At 65.7% G+C, this 16,739-nt stretch carries 15 protein-coding genes; 10 read left to right on the plus strand and 5 right to left on the minus strand.

From position 1 onward, the window contains the following. The 3 genes from C491_RS10535 to C491_RS10545 all read left to right on the plus strand — a co-directional run. Positions 1-1,550 (plus strand): FAD-binding protein (locus tag C491_RS10535; protein WP_005556011.1); only part of this gene is annotated, 1,550 nt, incomplete at its 5' end. Positions 1,551-1,637: 87 nt separating this feature from the next. Next, complete coding sequence (locus C491_RS10540; protein ID WP_049891754.1) at positions 1,638-2,231, plus strand: DNA-3-methyladenine glycosylase family protein; 594 nt, start codon at positions 1,638-1,640, stop codon at positions 2,229-2,231. Between the two features lie 47 nt (positions 2,232-2,278). Beyond that, a complete protein-coding gene (locus C491_RS10545; protein ID WP_005556015.1) occupies positions 2,279-3,460 on the plus strand; it encodes a hypothetical protein in 1,182 nt (393 codons plus the stop codon). A gap of 54 nt (positions 3,461-3,514) precedes the next feature. Here the strand turns inward: C491_RS10545 and katG are convergent, their stop codons facing one another. From katG to C491_RS10570, 4 genes are all read right to left on the minus strand, one after another. After that, positions 3,515-5,698, minus strand: coding sequence for a catalase/peroxidase HPI (gene katG, locus C491_RS10550; protein ID WP_005556017.1), 2,184 nt, complete (start codon positions 5,696-5,698; stop codon positions 3,515-3,517). A gap of 342 nt (positions 5,699-6,040) precedes the next feature. Then, positions 6,041-7,384 carry an ATP-grasp domain-containing protein gene (locus C491_RS10560; RefSeq protein WP_005556020.1) on the minus strand — a complete coding sequence of 448 codons (1,344 nt, stop codon included), beginning with the start codon at positions 7,382-7,384 and terminating at the stop codon, positions 6,041-6,043. 71 nt (positions 7,385-7,455) lie between these two features. Then, on the minus strand, positions 7,456-8,925 hold the full coding sequence (locus C491_RS10565) for an oligosaccharide flippase family protein (RefSeq protein ID WP_005556022.1): 1,470 nt from the start codon (positions 8,923-8,925) through the stop codon (positions 7,456-7,458). A gap of 270 nt (positions 8,926-9,195) precedes the next feature. Next, positions 9,196-9,948 (minus strand): GNAT family N-acetyltransferase, encoded by a 753-nt coding sequence (locus C491_RS10570; RefSeq protein ID WP_005556023.1) that lies wholly within the window; start codon positions 9,946-9,948, stop codon positions 9,196-9,198. Between the two features lie 160 nt (positions 9,949-10,108). On the opposite strand from C491_RS10570, the gene C491_RS10575 reads away from it, so the two are divergent. From C491_RS10575 to C491_RS10605, 7 genes are all read left to right on the plus strand, one after another. Continuing rightward, positions 10,109-11,206, plus strand: a complete 1,098-nt coding sequence (locus C491_RS10575; RefSeq protein WP_005556025.1) for a succinylglutamate desuccinylase/aspartoacylase family protein — start codon at positions 10,109-10,111, stop codon at positions 11,204-11,206. Between the two features lie 101 nt (positions 11,207-11,307). Further along, entirely contained in the window at positions 11,308-11,736 is a 429-nt protein-coding gene (gene sdhC, locus C491_RS10580; protein ID WP_005556027.1) for a succinate dehydrogenase, cytochrome b556 subunit, read from the plus strand. Beyond that, positions 11,736-12,101: a succinate dehydrogenase subunit D gene (locus C491_RS10585; protein ID WP_005556029.1), complete on the plus strand. Its 366-nt coding sequence runs from the start codon at positions 11,736-11,738 to the stop codon at positions 12,099-12,101. Before sdhC ends, C491_RS10585 begins: the two co-directional genes overlap by 1 nt. 1 nt (position 12,102) lies before the next feature. After that, entirely contained in the window at positions 12,103-12,987 is an 885-nt protein-coding gene (locus C491_RS10590) for a succinate dehydrogenase/fumarate reductase iron-sulfur subunit (RefSeq protein ID WP_049891755.1), read from the plus strand. 1 nt (position 12,988) lies between these two features. Continuing rightward, the gene (locus C491_RS10595) at positions 12,989-14,824 is read left to right on the plus strand and encodes an FAD-binding protein (RefSeq protein WP_005556032.1); all 1,836 of its coding nucleotides are present in this window, start codon (positions 12,989-12,991) and stop codon (positions 14,822-14,824) included. Between the two features lie 85 nt (positions 14,825-14,909). Beyond that, a complete protein-coding gene (locus C491_RS10600) occupies positions 14,910-15,095 on the plus strand; it encodes a hypothetical protein (protein WP_005556033.1) in 186 nt (61 codons plus the stop codon). 61 nt (positions 15,096-15,156) lie between these two features. Then, positions 15,157-16,461: a 5'-deoxyadenosine deaminase gene (locus C491_RS10605; protein ID WP_005556034.1), complete on the plus strand. Its 1,305-nt coding sequence runs from the start codon at positions 15,157-15,159 to the stop codon at positions 16,459-16,461. Positions 16,462-16,475: 14 nt separating this feature from the next. Here C491_RS10605 and C491_RS10610 read toward each other — a convergent pair whose 3' ends face one another. Next, positions 16,476-16,670, minus strand: a complete 195-nt coding sequence (locus tag C491_RS10610; RefSeq protein ID WP_005556035.1) for a XapX domain-containing protein — start codon at positions 16,668-16,670, stop codon at positions 16,476-16,478. Positions 16,671-16,739 lie beyond the last annotated feature (69 nt).

Genomic DNA, 16,739 nt, shown 5'->3' on the forward strand with positions numbered 1-16,739 from the left:
AGATGTGTATAAGAGACAGGAACGAGGGCCATCACCTGAACGATCCCGAGGCCGTCGAACTCACCGCTCGAGAGATGCCCGATCGGATCCGCGAACTCGAGGAGTGGGGAATGCCGTTCGACCGCACCGACGACGGGGAGATCAACCAGCGCTACTTCGGCGCCCAGTCGTACCGGCGCACCTGTTTCGTCGGCGACCGCACCGGTGAGGCGATGCTCGGGACGCTGATCGACCGAGCACAGGAACTCGAGATACCCTACCGGGAGAACGTGATGATCACGCGGCTGCTCTCGGACGGCCGGCGGGTATCGGGAGCCGTCGGCTTCGATATGGAGACCGGTCGCGGTCTGCTCTTCCGGAGCGAGCACGTCGTGGTCGCCGCGGGCGGCTTTTCAGCCCTGTACAACCGTCACTCCTCGCGGGACGACGAGAACAACGGCGATGCCCAGGCGCTTGCGCTCGAGGCCGGCGCGCGGCTGCTCGATGCCGAGTTCGTCCAGTTCCACCCGACCGGGATGGTCGGCGAGCGCTACGGTGAGGAGTGGGACGGCCGCCTGGTGACCGAGGCGGTTCGCGGTGAGGGCGGTCGGCTCTACAATTCGAAGGGCGAGCGCTTTATGAAACGGTACTCGCCCGACCAGATGGAGCTCGACGCCCGCGACGTCGTCGCCAGGGCGATCGCTCGGGAGGTCCGTGAGGGACGGGGAACCGAGAACGGCGGCGTCTATCTCGACATCTCTCATCGAGACGACGACTACGTTCGCGACCGACTCCCGTCGATGGTCGAGCGCTTCGAGTCACTGGGCGTCGACATCACCGAGGAGCCGATGGAGGTCGCGCCGACGGCCCACTACACGATGGGCGGCGTCGACATCGACTTCCAGACCGGCGAGACCGGCGTCGGGGGGCTGTACGCCGTCGGCGAGGCCGTCGCGGGGGTCCACGGCGCGAACCGCCTCGGCGGAAACTCGCTGGCCGAAACCGTCGCGATCGGGAAGCTCGTCGGCGAACACGTCGCGAACGCGGTGACGCCGGACGACCGCGAGCCGACCGTCGAGGACGGACAGCGCGCACTCGCCGAGCGCGAGTTCCGCGCGCTCGAGACGCTCTCGGCCGCCGACGGCGAGCACACGCCGGAGGCGCTGCTCGAGGAACTCGGCGAGCTCCTGTGGGAGCACGCGGGGATCCTGCGCGACGAGGCGGGGCTCCGAGAGGGACTCGAACGGCTCGGCGAGCTGCGGGCGCGGACGGCCGACCTCCGGGTCGACGGCGACCGGACCTCGCGGTCGTTCGAGTACGCCGTCGACCTTTCAGTCAGTCTCACCGCCGCTGAGGTGTTGCTCCGGACGGCGCTCGAGCGAACCGAGTCCCGCGGTGCTCACTACCGAACCGACTACCCGGGGGCGGCGTCGGACTGGCAGGCGAACCTCGTCGTGTCGGTCGACGACGGCGGGTTCTCGATTGGTCGTCGCGGCGTCGGCGAGCCGAGCGAGTCGGTCCGGGAGGCACTCGAGGAGGGGTACGAACTCGACTACCACCACCTCGAGTGAGCCTCCGTTGCCGTGAGGCCCGTGTCGACCTCGCGCAAGCGCGATACATATCGGTTTAGGGTCCTGTACCTTCGCTGGACACACCACATGAGAGAAGAGGCTGAATCCGTCCTCCGTCAGGATCCCGTGATGGCGGAGATCGTCGAGCGACACGATCCCTACGAGGAGCCGGACTGGACCGAGTACGAGCGACTCTGCATCTCGATCATCAACCAGCAGGTGTCGACCGCCAGCGCGGCGGCGATCCGCGAACGCGTGTTCGACGTGCTCGGCGGCGAGGTGACACCGGAGACCGTCCTGGCCGCCGACGAGGACGCGCTGTACGAGGCCGGGCTCTCACGAAGCAAGATCGAGTACGTCCGCAACGCGGCCGAGGCCTTTCGGGCGAACGACTACACGCGATCCGGTCTGGCCGACCACACCAACGAGGAGGTGATCGACGTGCTCACCGAGATCAAGGGCATCGGCGACTGGACTGCTCGGATGTACCTCCTGTTCGTCCTCGAGCGCCCCGACATCCTCCCACTCGGCGATCTTGCGGTTCGCCGCGGGATCGAGAACCTGTACGCCGACGACGGCGAGGAACTCACCCGCGCGGAGATGCGCGAGATCGCCGAGACGTGGCGTCCACACCGTAGCGTCGCGACGCGGTACATCTGGGCGGAGTACGAGGCGGAGTAGCAGGCGCCGGCAACGGTCTGAAGCGGTAGCCGGTCGCGAACGTCGGTATGAGAGACGATACGCCCCCCAGCGAGTCCGATCGACGCCGAATAACGACCGACCCCGAGCGGATCCGGGAGTGGGCCGAGGCCCGCAACGCCGTTCCCGTAACGGTTCACGCCGACGAGGGGAGCGGCTACTCGTTCGCCCGTCGAGACGACCTCGGCGCGGACCGCGAAACCTACACCTGGGAGGAGTTCCTCGAGCGGTTCGGAGACGAGGATCTGGTCTTCGTCTACCGCGGCGACGAGCCGACGGGCGAGGGGCTGGGCGAGTTCGATCTCGTCGACCGCGAGACGGCGCTCGAGCGGGCCGCACGCGATCGGAGCGACCTCGAGGACGAACTTCGGCGAGAGGGGACGGTGACGACCGAAGTCCGCGCTCGCGAAGGTGCCGAGACGCGGAGCGTCGAGCGCGACGCGCTCGAGAGCGAGGTCGTCGACACCGAGATCGTCGACCGGGAGCTCGTCGGCTCCGAGCTGTTGGATCGAACGGTCGTCGACACCGAGTTCGTCGGCGACGACGTCGTCGAGGTGACGGCAGATGAATCCCGGCTCGAGACGATCGAGGAGGTCGAACGGTACACCGTCGAGAGCCGCGTGGCCGACGGTGACGGCGAGCGCGACGACGCACAGATTGACGGGACCGTCCTACTCGAGGCCGTCCGCCGAGCGATCCTCGACGGCGACGTCCTGAGTTCGGAGGCTAGCGTCGACGAGATCGTCGACCGAAAGCTTCTCCGAAGCGAGCACATGGCGGGTCCCCTCGTTCGGAGCGAGCTGTTCGAGCATCGAACTGCCGAGGAACGGGTCGACGAGCGGATCCGACGGCGCTTTGCGCTCGAGGACACCGAGCTACTCGACTCCGCAGTCGTCGACAGCGACGTCCTCGAGGGGGAGTTTGTCGACGCCGCAGAGTACGAGGCGACGGCTGCCGACGGCGTGGCCGAACTCTCCGAGGACGACCGGGGGAAGGATGTCGTCGACGAGCGCGGCGAGCAGGTCGGGATCGTCACCGACGTCGAAGGTGGGGTCGCGTACGTCGATCCCGAGCCAGGACTGACCGATCGGCTCAAGGCGAAACTGAACTGGCTCGAGCGCGACGACGACGACCGCCCGCTCGAGCGGGGGCAGCTCGACGAAATTACCGACGACGAACTGGTCGTTCGCCGCGGGCTCGAGAACGAGTAGTCGAGCGGTTCGTTGGGTCGGCAAAAAAGGCGAATCGAGTCGGTTGTCGGGTGACTACTCGAGGTCGAAGCGGTCGAGGTGCATGACCTTGCTCCACGTCTCGACGAAGTCCTGGACGAACTTCTCCTCGTTTTCGTCGGAAGCGTACACCTCCGCGATGGCGCGGAGCCGGGCGTTCGAACCGAAGACGAGGTCCGCACGGGTCGCCGTCCACTCGACCTCACCCGTCTCGCGGTCGCGCAGGTCGTAGATCTCCTGGGCGTTCGAGGAGGTTTCCTGTTCCATGATGTCCTTGGACTCCTCGGACGACTCCCACTCGTAGTCCATGTCGAGCAGGGTTACGAAGAAGTCGTTCGTTAGCGTCTCCGGCTCGTCGGTGAAGACGCCGAGATCGGTATCGTTGTAGTTGGCCTTCAGCGCGCGCATGCCGCCGACCAGCGCCGTCATCTCGTGGGCGGTCAGGTCCAGCAGATCGGCTTTGTCGACCAGCAGCTCCTCTACCGAACGGTCGTCGTCGCCGGTGTCTCCGAGGTAGTTACGGAAGCCGTCCGCCTGCGGCTTGAGCGCCTCGAAGGACTCGACATCGGTCTGTTCTTGCGAGGCGTCGGTTCGACCCGGCTCGAACGGTACCTCGACGTCGTAGCCGGCGTCGGCGGCGGCCTGCTCGACGGCCGCGTTGCCGCCCAGCACGATCAGGTCGGCCAGCGAGACCCGAACGTCGTCGGACCGCGAGCCGTTGAACTCTTCCTGAATCTCCTCGATGGTATCGAGGGCCGTCGACAGCTGGTCGGGCTCGTTGACCTCCCAGTCTCGCTGTGGCCGGAGACGGATGCGGGCGCCGTTCGCGCCCCCGCGCATGTCGCTGTCGCGGTACGTCGACGCAGCCGCCCAGGAGGTTTTGGCCAGCTGGGAGACGGACAGGTCGGAGTCGAGAAGCTCCTGCTTGAGCTCGTCGACCTCCGCCTCGCCGATCAGTTCGTAGTCGGCGTCGGGGATCGGATCCTGCCAGAGCATCTCCTCCTCGGGAACCTCCGGACCGACGAGCCGGGTCGGTGGGCCCATGTCGCGGTGGATCAGCTTGTACCAGGCCTTCGCGAACGCCTCCTGGAACTCCATCGGGTTCTCCCGGAAGCGCTCGATGATCTCCCGGTACTCGGGATCCTTCTTCAGGGCGACGTCCGTCGTCAGCATCATCACGTCCTCCTTCTCCGAGGAGTCCTCTGCACCCGGTGCGACGCCGTCGAGTTCGCCGTCAGTCGTTGTCCACTGCCACGCGCCGCCGGGACCCTTCTCGGCTTCCCACTCGTGGTCGAGCAGGTTGTCGAGGTAGCTCGTGTCCCACATCGTCGGCGTGGCGTTCCAGGGACCCTCGATCCCGCTGGTGATCGTGTCGGCACCCTTCCCGGAGCCGTGGCTGCTCTCCCAGCCCAGCCCCTGCTGTTCGATGGGGGCAGCTTCGGGTTCGGGACCCATGTGTTCGTCGGGGTCGTCGGCGCCGTGGACCTTCCCGAAGGTGTGCCCGCCCGCGATGAGCGCCGCCGTTTCCTCGTCGTTCATCGCCATCTGACCGAACGACTGGCGGATCCGCTCGGCGGACCACTCCGGATCCGGATTCCCTTCCGGACCCTCAGGGTTGACGTAGATGAGGCCCATCACGGTCGCCGCAAGCGGGTGCTCGAGGTCGTCGTCCTCGTCGAAGCGGTCGGCCGTTTCCCACTCGTCCTCTGGGCCCCAGTCGACGGCCTCGTCGGGCTCGAAGTCGTCCTCGCGGCCGCCGCCGAAGCCGAACGTCTCGAATCCCATCGACTCCAGAGCGACGTTACCCGCCAGGACGATTAGGTCAGCCCACGAGAGCTGGTCGCCGTACTTCTGTTTGACCGGCCAGAGCACGCGACGTGCCTTGTCGAGGTTCGCGTTGTCCGGCCAGCTGTTGAGCGGCGCGAAGCGCTGCGTGCCGCCGGTCGCGCCGCCGCGGCCGTCGCTGATGCGGTACGTCCCGGCACTGTGCCACGCCATTCGGATGAACAGCGGCCCGTAGTTGCCGTAGTCCGCCGGCCACCACTCCTGGGAGTCCGTCATTACGTCCTCGATGTCCGACTTCAGCTCGTCGAAATCGAGTTTCTGGAACTCCTCGGCGTAGTCGAACTCTTCGTCCATCGGACCAGCACGCCGAGCGTTCTGGTCGAGGATCTGCAGGTTCAACTGATTCGGCCACCAGTCTTGGTTGGACCTCGTCATGATTGAGCAGTTGCGGCTTTCGCGTATTAAGATTACCTACTTGGATAAGGAACTCTTCGCTACCGCCCAACCGATCTTTCGAATTTGCGAAGTTTTCTGGCCGATAGGATTACGCCACGTCCACCTTACGGTCACAGCGCCTGTCGCTGACGAGGGTTTCAGACGGGGCGAAGTCCTCCCCTCGAGGACGTGAGAGCGAGGGATCGGCAGCTGCTCGCGGTCGGATTCCTGGGGGAGGTAATTCGCCCCAACACGAACCCGAAGTTCGAAGAGGACACAACGGTGGCTGCGTTCCGCGACGAAAAGGGCCGAGTTTCACGAACTACCCGATCCCGCGGGAGCCTACTCCTCTTCTTCCGGCTTGTCGGCCGCGTCACGGTCGATCCGCCGGCTGACGTCGACCTGGTAGTTCTCGAGGATGTCCCGGCCCAGCAGGACGGGGTAGTCCATGTGGCTGCGGTCCTCGACGCTCGCGGTGACGGTGTGCTGATTGCCGCCGACGCCGACGACAACGTCGACGACGGGTCGGCTCTTGGACGTCTTGCTGCTACCGGACTTGACCCGTGTGATCGACTTGATCGGCCCGGCGCCGATGTCGGCCGCGAGCGAGGTGTCGATGCTGGTTCGGGTCGCGCCGGTGTCGGACTTCGCGAGCACCGTCTTCGAGCCGCTGGTTCCCGACAGGACGACCTCCTCGGTGTAGCCGATCACCGCGGACTCCCTGCCGAACGTCGACGCCTCGGGCGGCTTGGCCGAGGGCTGGGAGTCGTCGAGCACCGCCGAGAGCTCCCTGACCCGTCCGTCGTCGACCTCGCCGCCGGCGCGTTCGATCGCGAGCTTGGCGATGTAGGGTGCGGGACTGACCTGGGTCGCCTCGTACAGCCCCTTGAACCCGGCCGTCGGGTTGACCTCGAGGACGAACCAGCCCTCGTCGCCCTCGACGAGGTCGACGCCGGCGTAGTCGAGGCCGATAGCGTCGCTGGCACGTCTGGCCATGTCGCGGGCCTCCTCGGGGAGGTCGTCGGTCGCGTTCTCGACGGCGCCGCCGAGGGCGACGTTCGTACGCCAGTCGTTGTCGGGAGCGTAGCGGTACATCGCGCCGATGATCTCGCCGCCGACGACGTAGACCCGGACGTCGCGGTGGCGTTCGTCCTCGCGATCGATGAGTTCCTGCAGGAAGGCGTAGCGGTTGCCGACCTTCGCGTTGATCGGGTCGTCGCGGCCGACCTTCCAGGTCCCGCCGCCGTGGGTGCCGATCGCCGTCTTGTAGACGGCTTCCTCGCCGTACCGGGATCGGACCTCGTTGAGCTTTTCGTTGCCCAGCGCGAGGGTCACGTCCGGAACTCGGACGTCGTCGGCCGCGAGCGTCGTCGCGGTCGACATCTTGTGGATCGCCGTCAGCACCGACTGGGGACCGTTGAGCATCGGAACCAGTCCCGAGAGGGCGCTCGCCAACCCGAGTTCCTCGCAGGGCTGTTCGGTGTTCGACAGCAGCATCCGGTTGGCGATCACGTCGACCGACGGCTCGAGCGTGGCGCTCCCGTCGGCGACGCTGATCGCGGTGTTCTCCGTGCGAAGCCACTCGGTGTCGTGGCCCAGCTCCTCGGTCGCGTTGAGTATCGCTTTGGTCTCCTTGCTGGTGTGCAGGCTCAGTACGCCGACAGTGACGGGATCGGAAACGGTCATACAGTATAGAGACGAACGGTATTGATAAGCGTTCATGAGCGATGGCAAGCCATCGAACGATGCTCGTTCCGCTACGTGATAACCGATCGAACTTCCTGGACGTCGATCATCCCCGCCGTCACTGCGAGCACCCACCAGATGGCGACGCCGAGTCCGATCGCGACGAACAGCATGATGAGGTTCGAGATCAGCGGCGTCACGAGCAATACGGCAATGGCCATCACGCCCGTGATCGCACAGATCCGACCAAGGGTCCGTGCGAGGGACTCGAGCCGCAGTGAGAGCTCGCTGTGGACGATATAGAGGTTGACCGCGACGTAGACGGTGTGAGTCGCGACGGTCGCCGCGGCGGCGCCGACGACCCCGAAGGTGGGGATGAGGACGAGGTTGAGCCCAAAGTTCGCCACCGACGTCGTCCCCTTGGCAATCGCGCGCGAGCGGGCCCGGCCGAGGTAATCCAGGCTGTCGCTGGTCAGGTTCGTGATCGCCTGTAGGATGATGAAGCCCGCGAGGATCTGCAGGACCGGGACCGCACCGGCGTAGTCGGCGCCAAACACCATCGTCACGAACGGGTCCGCGACGATGACGAGCCCGACCGTCGCCGGAACGTACAACAGGAGGACGTTCGTCAGCGACGTCTCGTAGATCCGACGCGCGCTCTCGAGCTGGCCGGTCGCCTTCTGTTCGCCGAAGTTCGGCGAGATCGTGAACCCGAGCGACTCGGCCGGTGCGAGCAGGAAGTCGGCGATCTGCTTGCCCAGCTGGTAGAACGCGACGGCGGCGGGCGTCAGGAAGATCCCGACGAGGACGACGTCGATACGCTTGTCGATCACGTTCGCGCTCCGGGTCGCGGTCAGCGGAACGCTGTACTCGGCGAGGCGACGAGCGAGCCCGGGCTCGTACTCCTCGGCGGGCTCGTACCGGGTGTAGTACTCGAGGTACAGGATCGTCAGCCCGACCGCGGCCGAGAGCGCGTAGCCGACGATGTAGCCGAACAGCGCGCCGAGCGCGCCCATTCCGAGCACGACGAACGCGACCGCGAAGAGCAGTCGCGCGGCGCCGCTGATCGCCTGGATCGCGGCGCTGTAGCCGAGGCGGTTGAACCCCTGTAAGGCGATCTGGGAGCTGGTACTGAACGAGAAGGCGACGATGTACAGCGCTCCGGCGGCGAGGAAGGGGGCGGCACCGGGATCCCCGAGCGCGGCCGCGAGCCACTCGTGGCCGACCAGCAGGGCGGTCGTGACGACCGCGAGCAGACCGAGCTTCAGCGCCAGCGTCGTCCGGATCAGGTGCGGGATCTGCCCCGGATCACGCTCGCTGTACTCCGAGAAGTACCGCGCGGCCGACTTCCCGAGCCCGAGATCCGCGACCAGCTGGATCACTGCCAGCACGCCGATCGCCCAGTACAGCGCCCCGTAGCCGTCGGGGTCGAGGAGAAAGCGCGCCAGCACGAGCATCAGCAGCGCGCTCGAGATCATGTATATCGCCCGCGCGACCAGCGTCGCCTTGAACCCGCGAACGATGTGGTCCTGCCTGTTCATGCGTCGTGACCGTCGCGATCGCCGAACGCCGGGCTACGGCGTCGGGAGCGGAACCGCGACTCGTCGGATACGTCCAGCGAGGAAGGGATTGTAATGCAGGGACAACTTCCGGAAGGCGGCGACAACTTCGCGAGCGGAATCGACGCCGACAATCCATGACCGTGGCTCCGGCAGGTAGGGACGGCCTACTCGAGTGTATGTGGCTCTCTCGGTGTTCGAACGGATCGAAACCGGGTCGAATCGACGCTCCAAAAGAACCGCGTCGGTTCGTTACAGGTACGAGGAGTCCCAGCGAGTCGGCTTGCGACGGTTGCCACAGGCGTTACACTCGATGCGGCCCATCGTGTCCATCGCGTTGTCGATCGAATCGCAGTTGCCACAGAGCCAGCCGTATCGGTCGGACTGGTCCTCGCTCTCGTAGGCGCCGTAGAACGGCGCCTTCGAACCCCGATCGGCGTCGCCGTAGCTGACGTACACCGTCTTGTCGTCGACCTCGAGTTCGTCGATGGCGGTCCACTCGTCGCCGCTCTCGATCTCGTTTTCGACGTAGATGTTCTCGGTGAACGTCTCCTCGCCGATCTCGACCTCGCGCTGGTCGGCCTGTTCGAAGCCGTGGTCCGCGTAGAACGTGTTGCCGCCCTCGTTGTCTTCGAGGACGAAACACTGGACCTGGTCGGCGCCGTCATCGAGGAGCTTCTCGCGGGTGCGAACGAGCAGCCGAACGCCGATCCCGTCGCCGCGGGCGTCGGGGTCGATGTGGAGCCACAGTAGCTGACCGTTGCTGTACTGCTGGCCGACCAGTTCGCTGTGGGAGAAGCCGATGACCTCGCCGTCGCGTTCGATAACCAGGATCAGCGAGTGATCGTCGGCGATATCGTCGGCGAATCCCTCGCCGTACCACTGCTCGATGGCGCTGTCGATCGTCTCCTCTCCGAGAAAGTCCGTGTAGGTCGACGAGAGCGAGTCGTGGGCGATCGAACGGATCGTGTCGGCGTCGGCGTCGGTCGCTTCGCGAATCTCCATGCGCGTACCGTACAAGTCGGGGATACAAAATCTATGCCCTGAATTTCAACTGCCTTACGCTACCTGGACGGCCGGGCCGGACGAGTGACTCCGAGCACGCCGTGGCGCGGTCCCGGGACGGCAAACAAAGATTCAGGAGGGTTCCGGCCCAGGGGCAACTATGAGCGGTAACGACGCGGCCGACGACTCGAGCGGGTCGTCTGACTCGCCGCCGATCGACGACGACGTCTTCACCTACGACGGCGGTCGGGTCGATCCCGGCGAGTCGGCGAACATCCGGTACGGCATCAGCGAAACCTACCTCGGCGATCCCGTTCGGATCCCCGTCACGATCATCAACGGGGAGCGGTCGGGGCCGACGATGTTTCTCTCGGCGGCCGCACACGGGGACGAACTCAACGGGATCGAGGTCGTCCGCGAGGTGGCCCACGACTGGGACCACTCCGACCTCCACGGAACGCTGGTCTGTCTCCCCGTGATGAACGTGCCCGGATTCCTGGCCCAGGAGCGGTACCTGCCGATCTACGATCGGGACCTCAACCGATCGTTCCCCGGGCGGGAGGGGTCGACCAGCGCGAGGCGGATGGCCCACCGGATCTTCACGAACTTCATCGAACCCTGTGACCTGGGGATCGACTTTCACACCTCGACGCGGGGGCGGACGAACATGCTCCACGCCCGGGCGAACATGGGCGACTCCGGCGCCGCCCGGGTCGCGAGCGCGTTCAGCTCCCACGTCATCATCGCGGGTCAGGGGCCGTCCGGGACCCTGCGCCGCGAGGCGACCGACGCCGGCGTTCCGACCGTCACGATCGAGATGGGCGAGGCCCACCGGTTCCAGCGACGGTTGATCGACCGCGCGCTCACCGGCGTCGCCAGCGTGTTCGCGGAGTTCGGTCTCCATCCGGGTGCGGCCGTCCACTGGCCGGGCTGGCGCACCGTCATCGACAGCGACGACGAAAAGACCTGGCTCCGGGCCGACGCCGGCGGGATCGTCGACATGAAACACGGCCGGGGCTCGCTCGTCGAGGAGGGCGACGTGATCTGTACCATCACGAACCCGTTCAAGGAAAAAGAGGACATCGTCACCGTCGAGGCCCCGTTTACGGGGTTGATCGTCGGCGTCCTCGAGAACCCCGTCGTCTACCCGGGGAACCCGCTCTGTCACCTGGTCGGCCTCGAGTCCGACACCCGAACGGCCCTGGAGAACGACCGGACAGGATCCAGAACCGGCCCGCAGTCCCAGCTCCCGATGTGAGCCGTCGCTGACCACGGTTCGGGACCGGAGTATGGAACCCGGTAAACCAGCCGATAAAGGTAACTTCTATACGCACACGGTCAAACGGTCCACACGAGCGTATGAGTCAGTCTTACAATCGCGGTCTCATCGAGGACTTCGGTCGCTGGAAGGAGTTCTCGGCCGGAATGTGGGCGTGGATCTTCCACAAGTTCACCGGGTGGATGCTGATCGGCTACCTGTTTACCCACATCGCCGTGCTGAGTACGGCCATCGGTGCGGCGGCCGGCGACCCGGCGGCGATCCAACAGGAAACGGACGTGTACACGACGACGATTCAGGGTCTCGAGTCGCTGTTCATCATCCGCGTACTCGAGGTCGGACTGCTGGCGGTCGCCGTCTTTCACATCCTGAACGGGCTTCGGCTGTTGATGGTCGACCTCGGCGTCGGCCTCTCGGCCCAGGACAAGAGTTTCTACGCCTCGCTGGTGCTGACCGGTATCATCACCATCGCGAGCGTGCCGACGTTCATGGACGGGGTGACGATCTGATGGCGGAGCACTACTCCTCGTTCAGTCGTGGCGGCACCGGGTGGCTCCTCCAGCGCATCACCGCGGCGTTTCTGATCGTCGTGCTGGCGTTTCACTTCTTCCAGCTCCACTTCGTCAACCACGCTGCGGACGTAACATTTGCAGGGACGCAGGCCCGAATGGAGAACGTCGGGTACTTCCTGACGATGGTGCTGTTCCTGATCACGGGGACGTTCCACGGCGTCAACGGCGTCTACAACGCCCTGGTCAACCAGGGCCTCGAAGGCACGCAAAAGAAGGTCGTGCTCGCCGTGTTGTCGCTTGCCGGGATCGCACTCATCGCCCAGGGTATCTGGGTCGCAGTCGCTATGGCGGGGTGGACCTAACATGAGTACGCAACAAGAACAACCGCAAGAACCCGAATCGCAGGAAGCACCGGAAGACCCCGAGATGCGGGGCACCGAGTCGCCACAGCAGGAGCGACTCAAGGAGAAAGAGCAGGGACTCGCTCAGGAGGAAGCCGTCGACGAGTCCGACCTCGAGGGGGAGACGGTCCACCTCAAGGTGTTCCGATACGACCCCGAGGTCGAGGGCAAACAGGAGCCCCGCTTCGATGACTTCTACGTCCCCTTCGAGAAGGGGATGACCGTCCTCGACGCGGTGATGTACGCCCGCGACGAGTTCGACTCCTCGCTTACGTTCCGTCACTCCTGTCGGCAGGCCGTCTGTGGCTCCGACGCCTTCTTCGTCAACGGGAAACAGCAACTGGGCTGCAAGACCCAGATCTCGGAGCTCAAACAGCCGGTTCGAATCGAACCCCTCCCCCACCAGGAGGTCGTCAAGGACCTGGTCGTCGACATGGACCACTTCTACGACCAGATGCACGCCGTCGAGCCCTACTTCCAGCAGGAAGAGCTCCCGGACGGCGACCTAGAGGAGCAACGCCAGTCCCGCGAGAACCGCGAGAAGGTCAAGATGTCGACGCGGTGTATCTGGTGTGCGGCGTGTATGTCCTCGTGTAACATCGCGGCCGGCGACAACGAGTATCTGGGCCCCGCGGCGATCAACAAGGCCTACCGGTTCGCGATGGACGAACGCGAGGACGACGAGATCAAGGAGCATCGCCTCCGCATCGTCGAACAGGAACACGGCGTCTGGCGCTGCCAGACCCAGTTCTCCTGTACCGACGTGTGTCCGAAGGACATCCCCCTGACCGAGCACATTCAGGAGCTCAAACGGGAAGCGGTGAAGAAAAACCTGAAGTTCTGGTAACATGTACGAACACGACGTTATCGTGGTCGGCGCCGGCGGCGCCGGCCTCCGGGCCGCAATCGCAGCGCACGAGGCGGGCGCCGACACGGCGATCGTCTCGAAACTCCACCCGGTCCGCAGCCACACCGGCGCGGCCGAGGGCGGAATCAACGCCGCCCTCCGTGAGGGCGACGACTGGGAGCTCCACGCCTACGACACGATGAAGGGGTCGGACTACCTGGCCGACGCCCCCGCGGCCGAGACACTGGCCCAGGACGCCCCCGAGGAGACGATCCAGCTCGAGCACTGGGGGATGCCGTTCTCGCGCGAGGAGGACGGTCGGGTCTCCCAGCGGCCGTTCGGCGGCCTCTCGTTCCCGCGAACGACCTACGCCGGCGCGGAGACCGGCCACCACCTGCTGCACGTGATGTACGAGCAGGTCGTCAAACGAGGCATCCAGGTGTACGACGAGTGGTACGTGATGAACCTCGCCACCGACGACGCGGCCGACCCGAACGATCGGGAGTGTCACGGCGTCGTCGCCTACGACGTTCAGTCGGGCAACGTCGAGGGGTTCAAGGCTAACGGCGGGGTCATCCTCGCGACCGGCGGTCCGGGGCAGGCGTTCGACCACACGACCAACGCCGTCTCCTGTACCGGCGACGGCCACGCGATGGCCTACCGCGCGGGCGCGCCGCTCGAGGACATGGAGTTCATCCAGTTCCACCCGACGTCGCTGCCCTCGACGGGCGTCCTCATCAGTGAGGGTGTCCGCGGGGAGGGTGGGATCCTCTACAACGCGAAGGGCGAACGGTTCATGTTCGAGTACGGGTACGCGAACAACTCCGGTGAGCTCGCCTCGCGGGACGTCGTCGCCCGCGCCGAACTCACCGAGGTCAACGAGGGCCGGGGCGTCAACGACGAGTACGTTCACCTCGACATGCGCCACCTCGGCGAGGAGCGCATCCTCGACCGCCTCGAGAACATTCTGCACCTCGCGGAGGACTTCGAGGGGGTCGACGGCCTCGTCGAGCCGATGCCGGTCAAGCCCGGCCAGCACTACGCGATGGGCGGTATCGACGTCGACGAGAACGGACAGACCTGCATCAACGGACTGTACGCGGCCGGCGAGTCCGCCTGTGTCTCCGTCCACGGCGGGAACCGACTCGGCGGGAACGCACTGCCCGAACTGATCGTCTTCGGCAAGCGCGCGGGTCGCCACGCCGCCGGCGACGACCTCGGGACTGCCGAGATCAAGACCGGCTACGGCGACGACGTCGAGGACGAGACCGAGACGGAGCTCCCGGTCCAGCCCGGTTCGGCCGGCCTGGACACCCCGGGCGGCGTCGCCGCGGACGGGGGAGTTACGGCGGAGGCCGACGGTCTCCTCGAGCGCGCTGTCGAGGCCGAGCGCGCCCGTGTCGATCACCTGATGGAGAAAGACGACGGCGTCCAGCACGCCCAGATCCGTGCGAAGCTCCAGAAAGCGATGACCGACTACGTCAACGTCTTCCGCACTGACGAGGGTATCAGGAAGGCGCTGCGGGTCATCCGGGAGTGTCGCGAGGAGTACCAGGACGTCTACGTCGACGACCCCTCCCGCACCTTCAACACCGACCTCCAGCAGACCTACGAGACGCGCAACCTGATCGACGTCGCCGAGACGATCGCGCTGGGTGCGCTCGTGCGAAACGAGTTCCGGGGCGCTCACTGGCGCCAGGAGAACCAGGAGCGCGACGACGAGAACTGGCTCAAGCACACGCTGATCTCCTGGGAGGACGGCGATCCGAACATCTTCTACCGGCCCGTCATCCTCGAGGGCGAGAAGACCTACGAGCCGAAGGTGCGCAGCTACTGACTCGCGGCCGAAATTTTCATTCGCCGACACGAGCGCCGACCGAGACCAGCAGCGCTATGTGTCCGCTCGCGTTTCTGCCGGATAGATGGGACTCGAACGATTCGTCCGAGTGAACGCCGTTCTCGTTCCGATACTCGTCGTCGCCGGCTATCTGCTACTCGATTACATCCCGTTGCTCATCTGGTTTTTCGGCGTCGCCTACGTGACGTTTGCAGCCTTCATCTGTCTCCTGTGGGGGCTCTCGGTGGCGTCGCTGAAGATCCGGCCCTGACGCCCGGTGAACGCACGGAATCCACAGAGCTAAACCGCTTCGTCGGCTACCGGAAGAGGGTATGTTGCTGTCGGGAACCGTCGTCGCCGACGCCGATACCGTGATCGAGGACGGCGCGGTCGTCGTCGAGGACGACGAAATCGTCGCCGTCGGGAAACGGTCGGACTGTCTCGAGACGTATCCGGATCATGAACGACTCACTTACGACGTGCTCGCGCCGGGAACGGTCAGCGCCCACGTCCACTCCGTCCAGAGCCTCGGTCGAGGCATCGCCGACGACACCGAGTTACTCGACTGGCTCTTCGAGTACGTCCTTCCGATGGAGGCCGAACTCTCGGCCGAGGGAATGCGCGTCGCAGCCGAGTTGGGCTACCTCGAGCTGATCGAGAGCGGGACGACGACCTGCATCGACCATCTATCGGTCGCTCACGCCGGGGAGGCGTTCGAGGCCGCCCGGGAGCTGGGGATCCGCGGTCGGCTCGGCAAGGTCATGATGGATCAGGAGGCGCCAGAGGGGTTGCTCGAGGACACCGACGAGGCCTTAGCCGAGAGCAAGCGACTCATCGAGCGGTACCACGGAGCTGCGAACGGGCGTATCCGCTACGCCGTCACGCCGCGCTTTGCCGTAAGCTGTACCGAGGCGTGTCTCCGTGGGAGTCGGGAGCTCGCCGACGCCTACGACGGGGTGCGGATCCACACCCACGCGAGCGAGAACCGCGGCGAGATCGAGACCGTCGAGAAAGAGACGGGAATGCGGAACATCCACTGGCTCGACGAGGTCGGGCTCACGGGCGAGGACGTCGTGTTAGCCCACTGCGTCTGGACCGACGAGAGCGAGCGCGAGGTGCTCGCCGAGACCGGCACCAACGTCACTTACTGCCCGTCCTCGAACATGAAACTGGCCAGCGGCGTCGCCCCGGTGCTCGACTACCTCGACCGAGGGATCACCGTCGCGCTCGGCAACGACGGCCCGCCGTGTAACAACACGCTCGATCCGTTCACCGAGATGCGTCAGGCCTCGCTGCTCCAGAAGGTCGACCGCCTCGAGCCCCAGGCACTCCCGGCGAGAACGGTGTTCGAGATGGCGACGACGAACGGCGCCGAGGCCGCCGGCTTCGAGCGCGTCGGGAAGCTTCGCGAGGGATGGACGGCCGACATCATCGGTCTCGAGACCGACGTCACGCGCGGAACGCCGATCCACGACGTGCTCTCACACCTGGTTTTCGCCGCCCACGGCGACGACGTCCGGTTCACGATGGTCGACGGCGAGATCCTTCAGCGCGATGACGAGGTCGTCGTCGCCGACGCCGCGGCGATTCGGGAGCGAGCCCGCGAGTTCGCCGCGGGGCTGGACGTCGCTCCCTGAGGTGGGTGGCTGTCTCAGAGGCCGATCGACTCGAGGACGTCGAGCGTGATGCCCGAGGCTTCGACGAGCTTGTACCCGAGATAGATACCGACGATCCCCATCAGTCCCGGCAGCTCCGGCGGCGCCGGGATCGGCACGTCGACGAGTGCGAAGAACGCACCGGTGAGTGCACCCGTTAGTAGACCGACGACGATAAGCTGGATATTCATACCCGCCCGGAGGGCCAGCGGCGACAAAAGCGTCCTGACTCGCTCGTGACCCTCGAGGATCGCGGGTTC

It is taken from the genome of Natronococcus amylolyticus DSM 10524, assembly GCF_000337675.1.
Taxonomy (GTDB): domain Archaea; phylum Halobacteriota; class Halobacteria; order Halobacteriales; family Natrialbaceae; genus Natronococcus; species Natronococcus amylolyticus.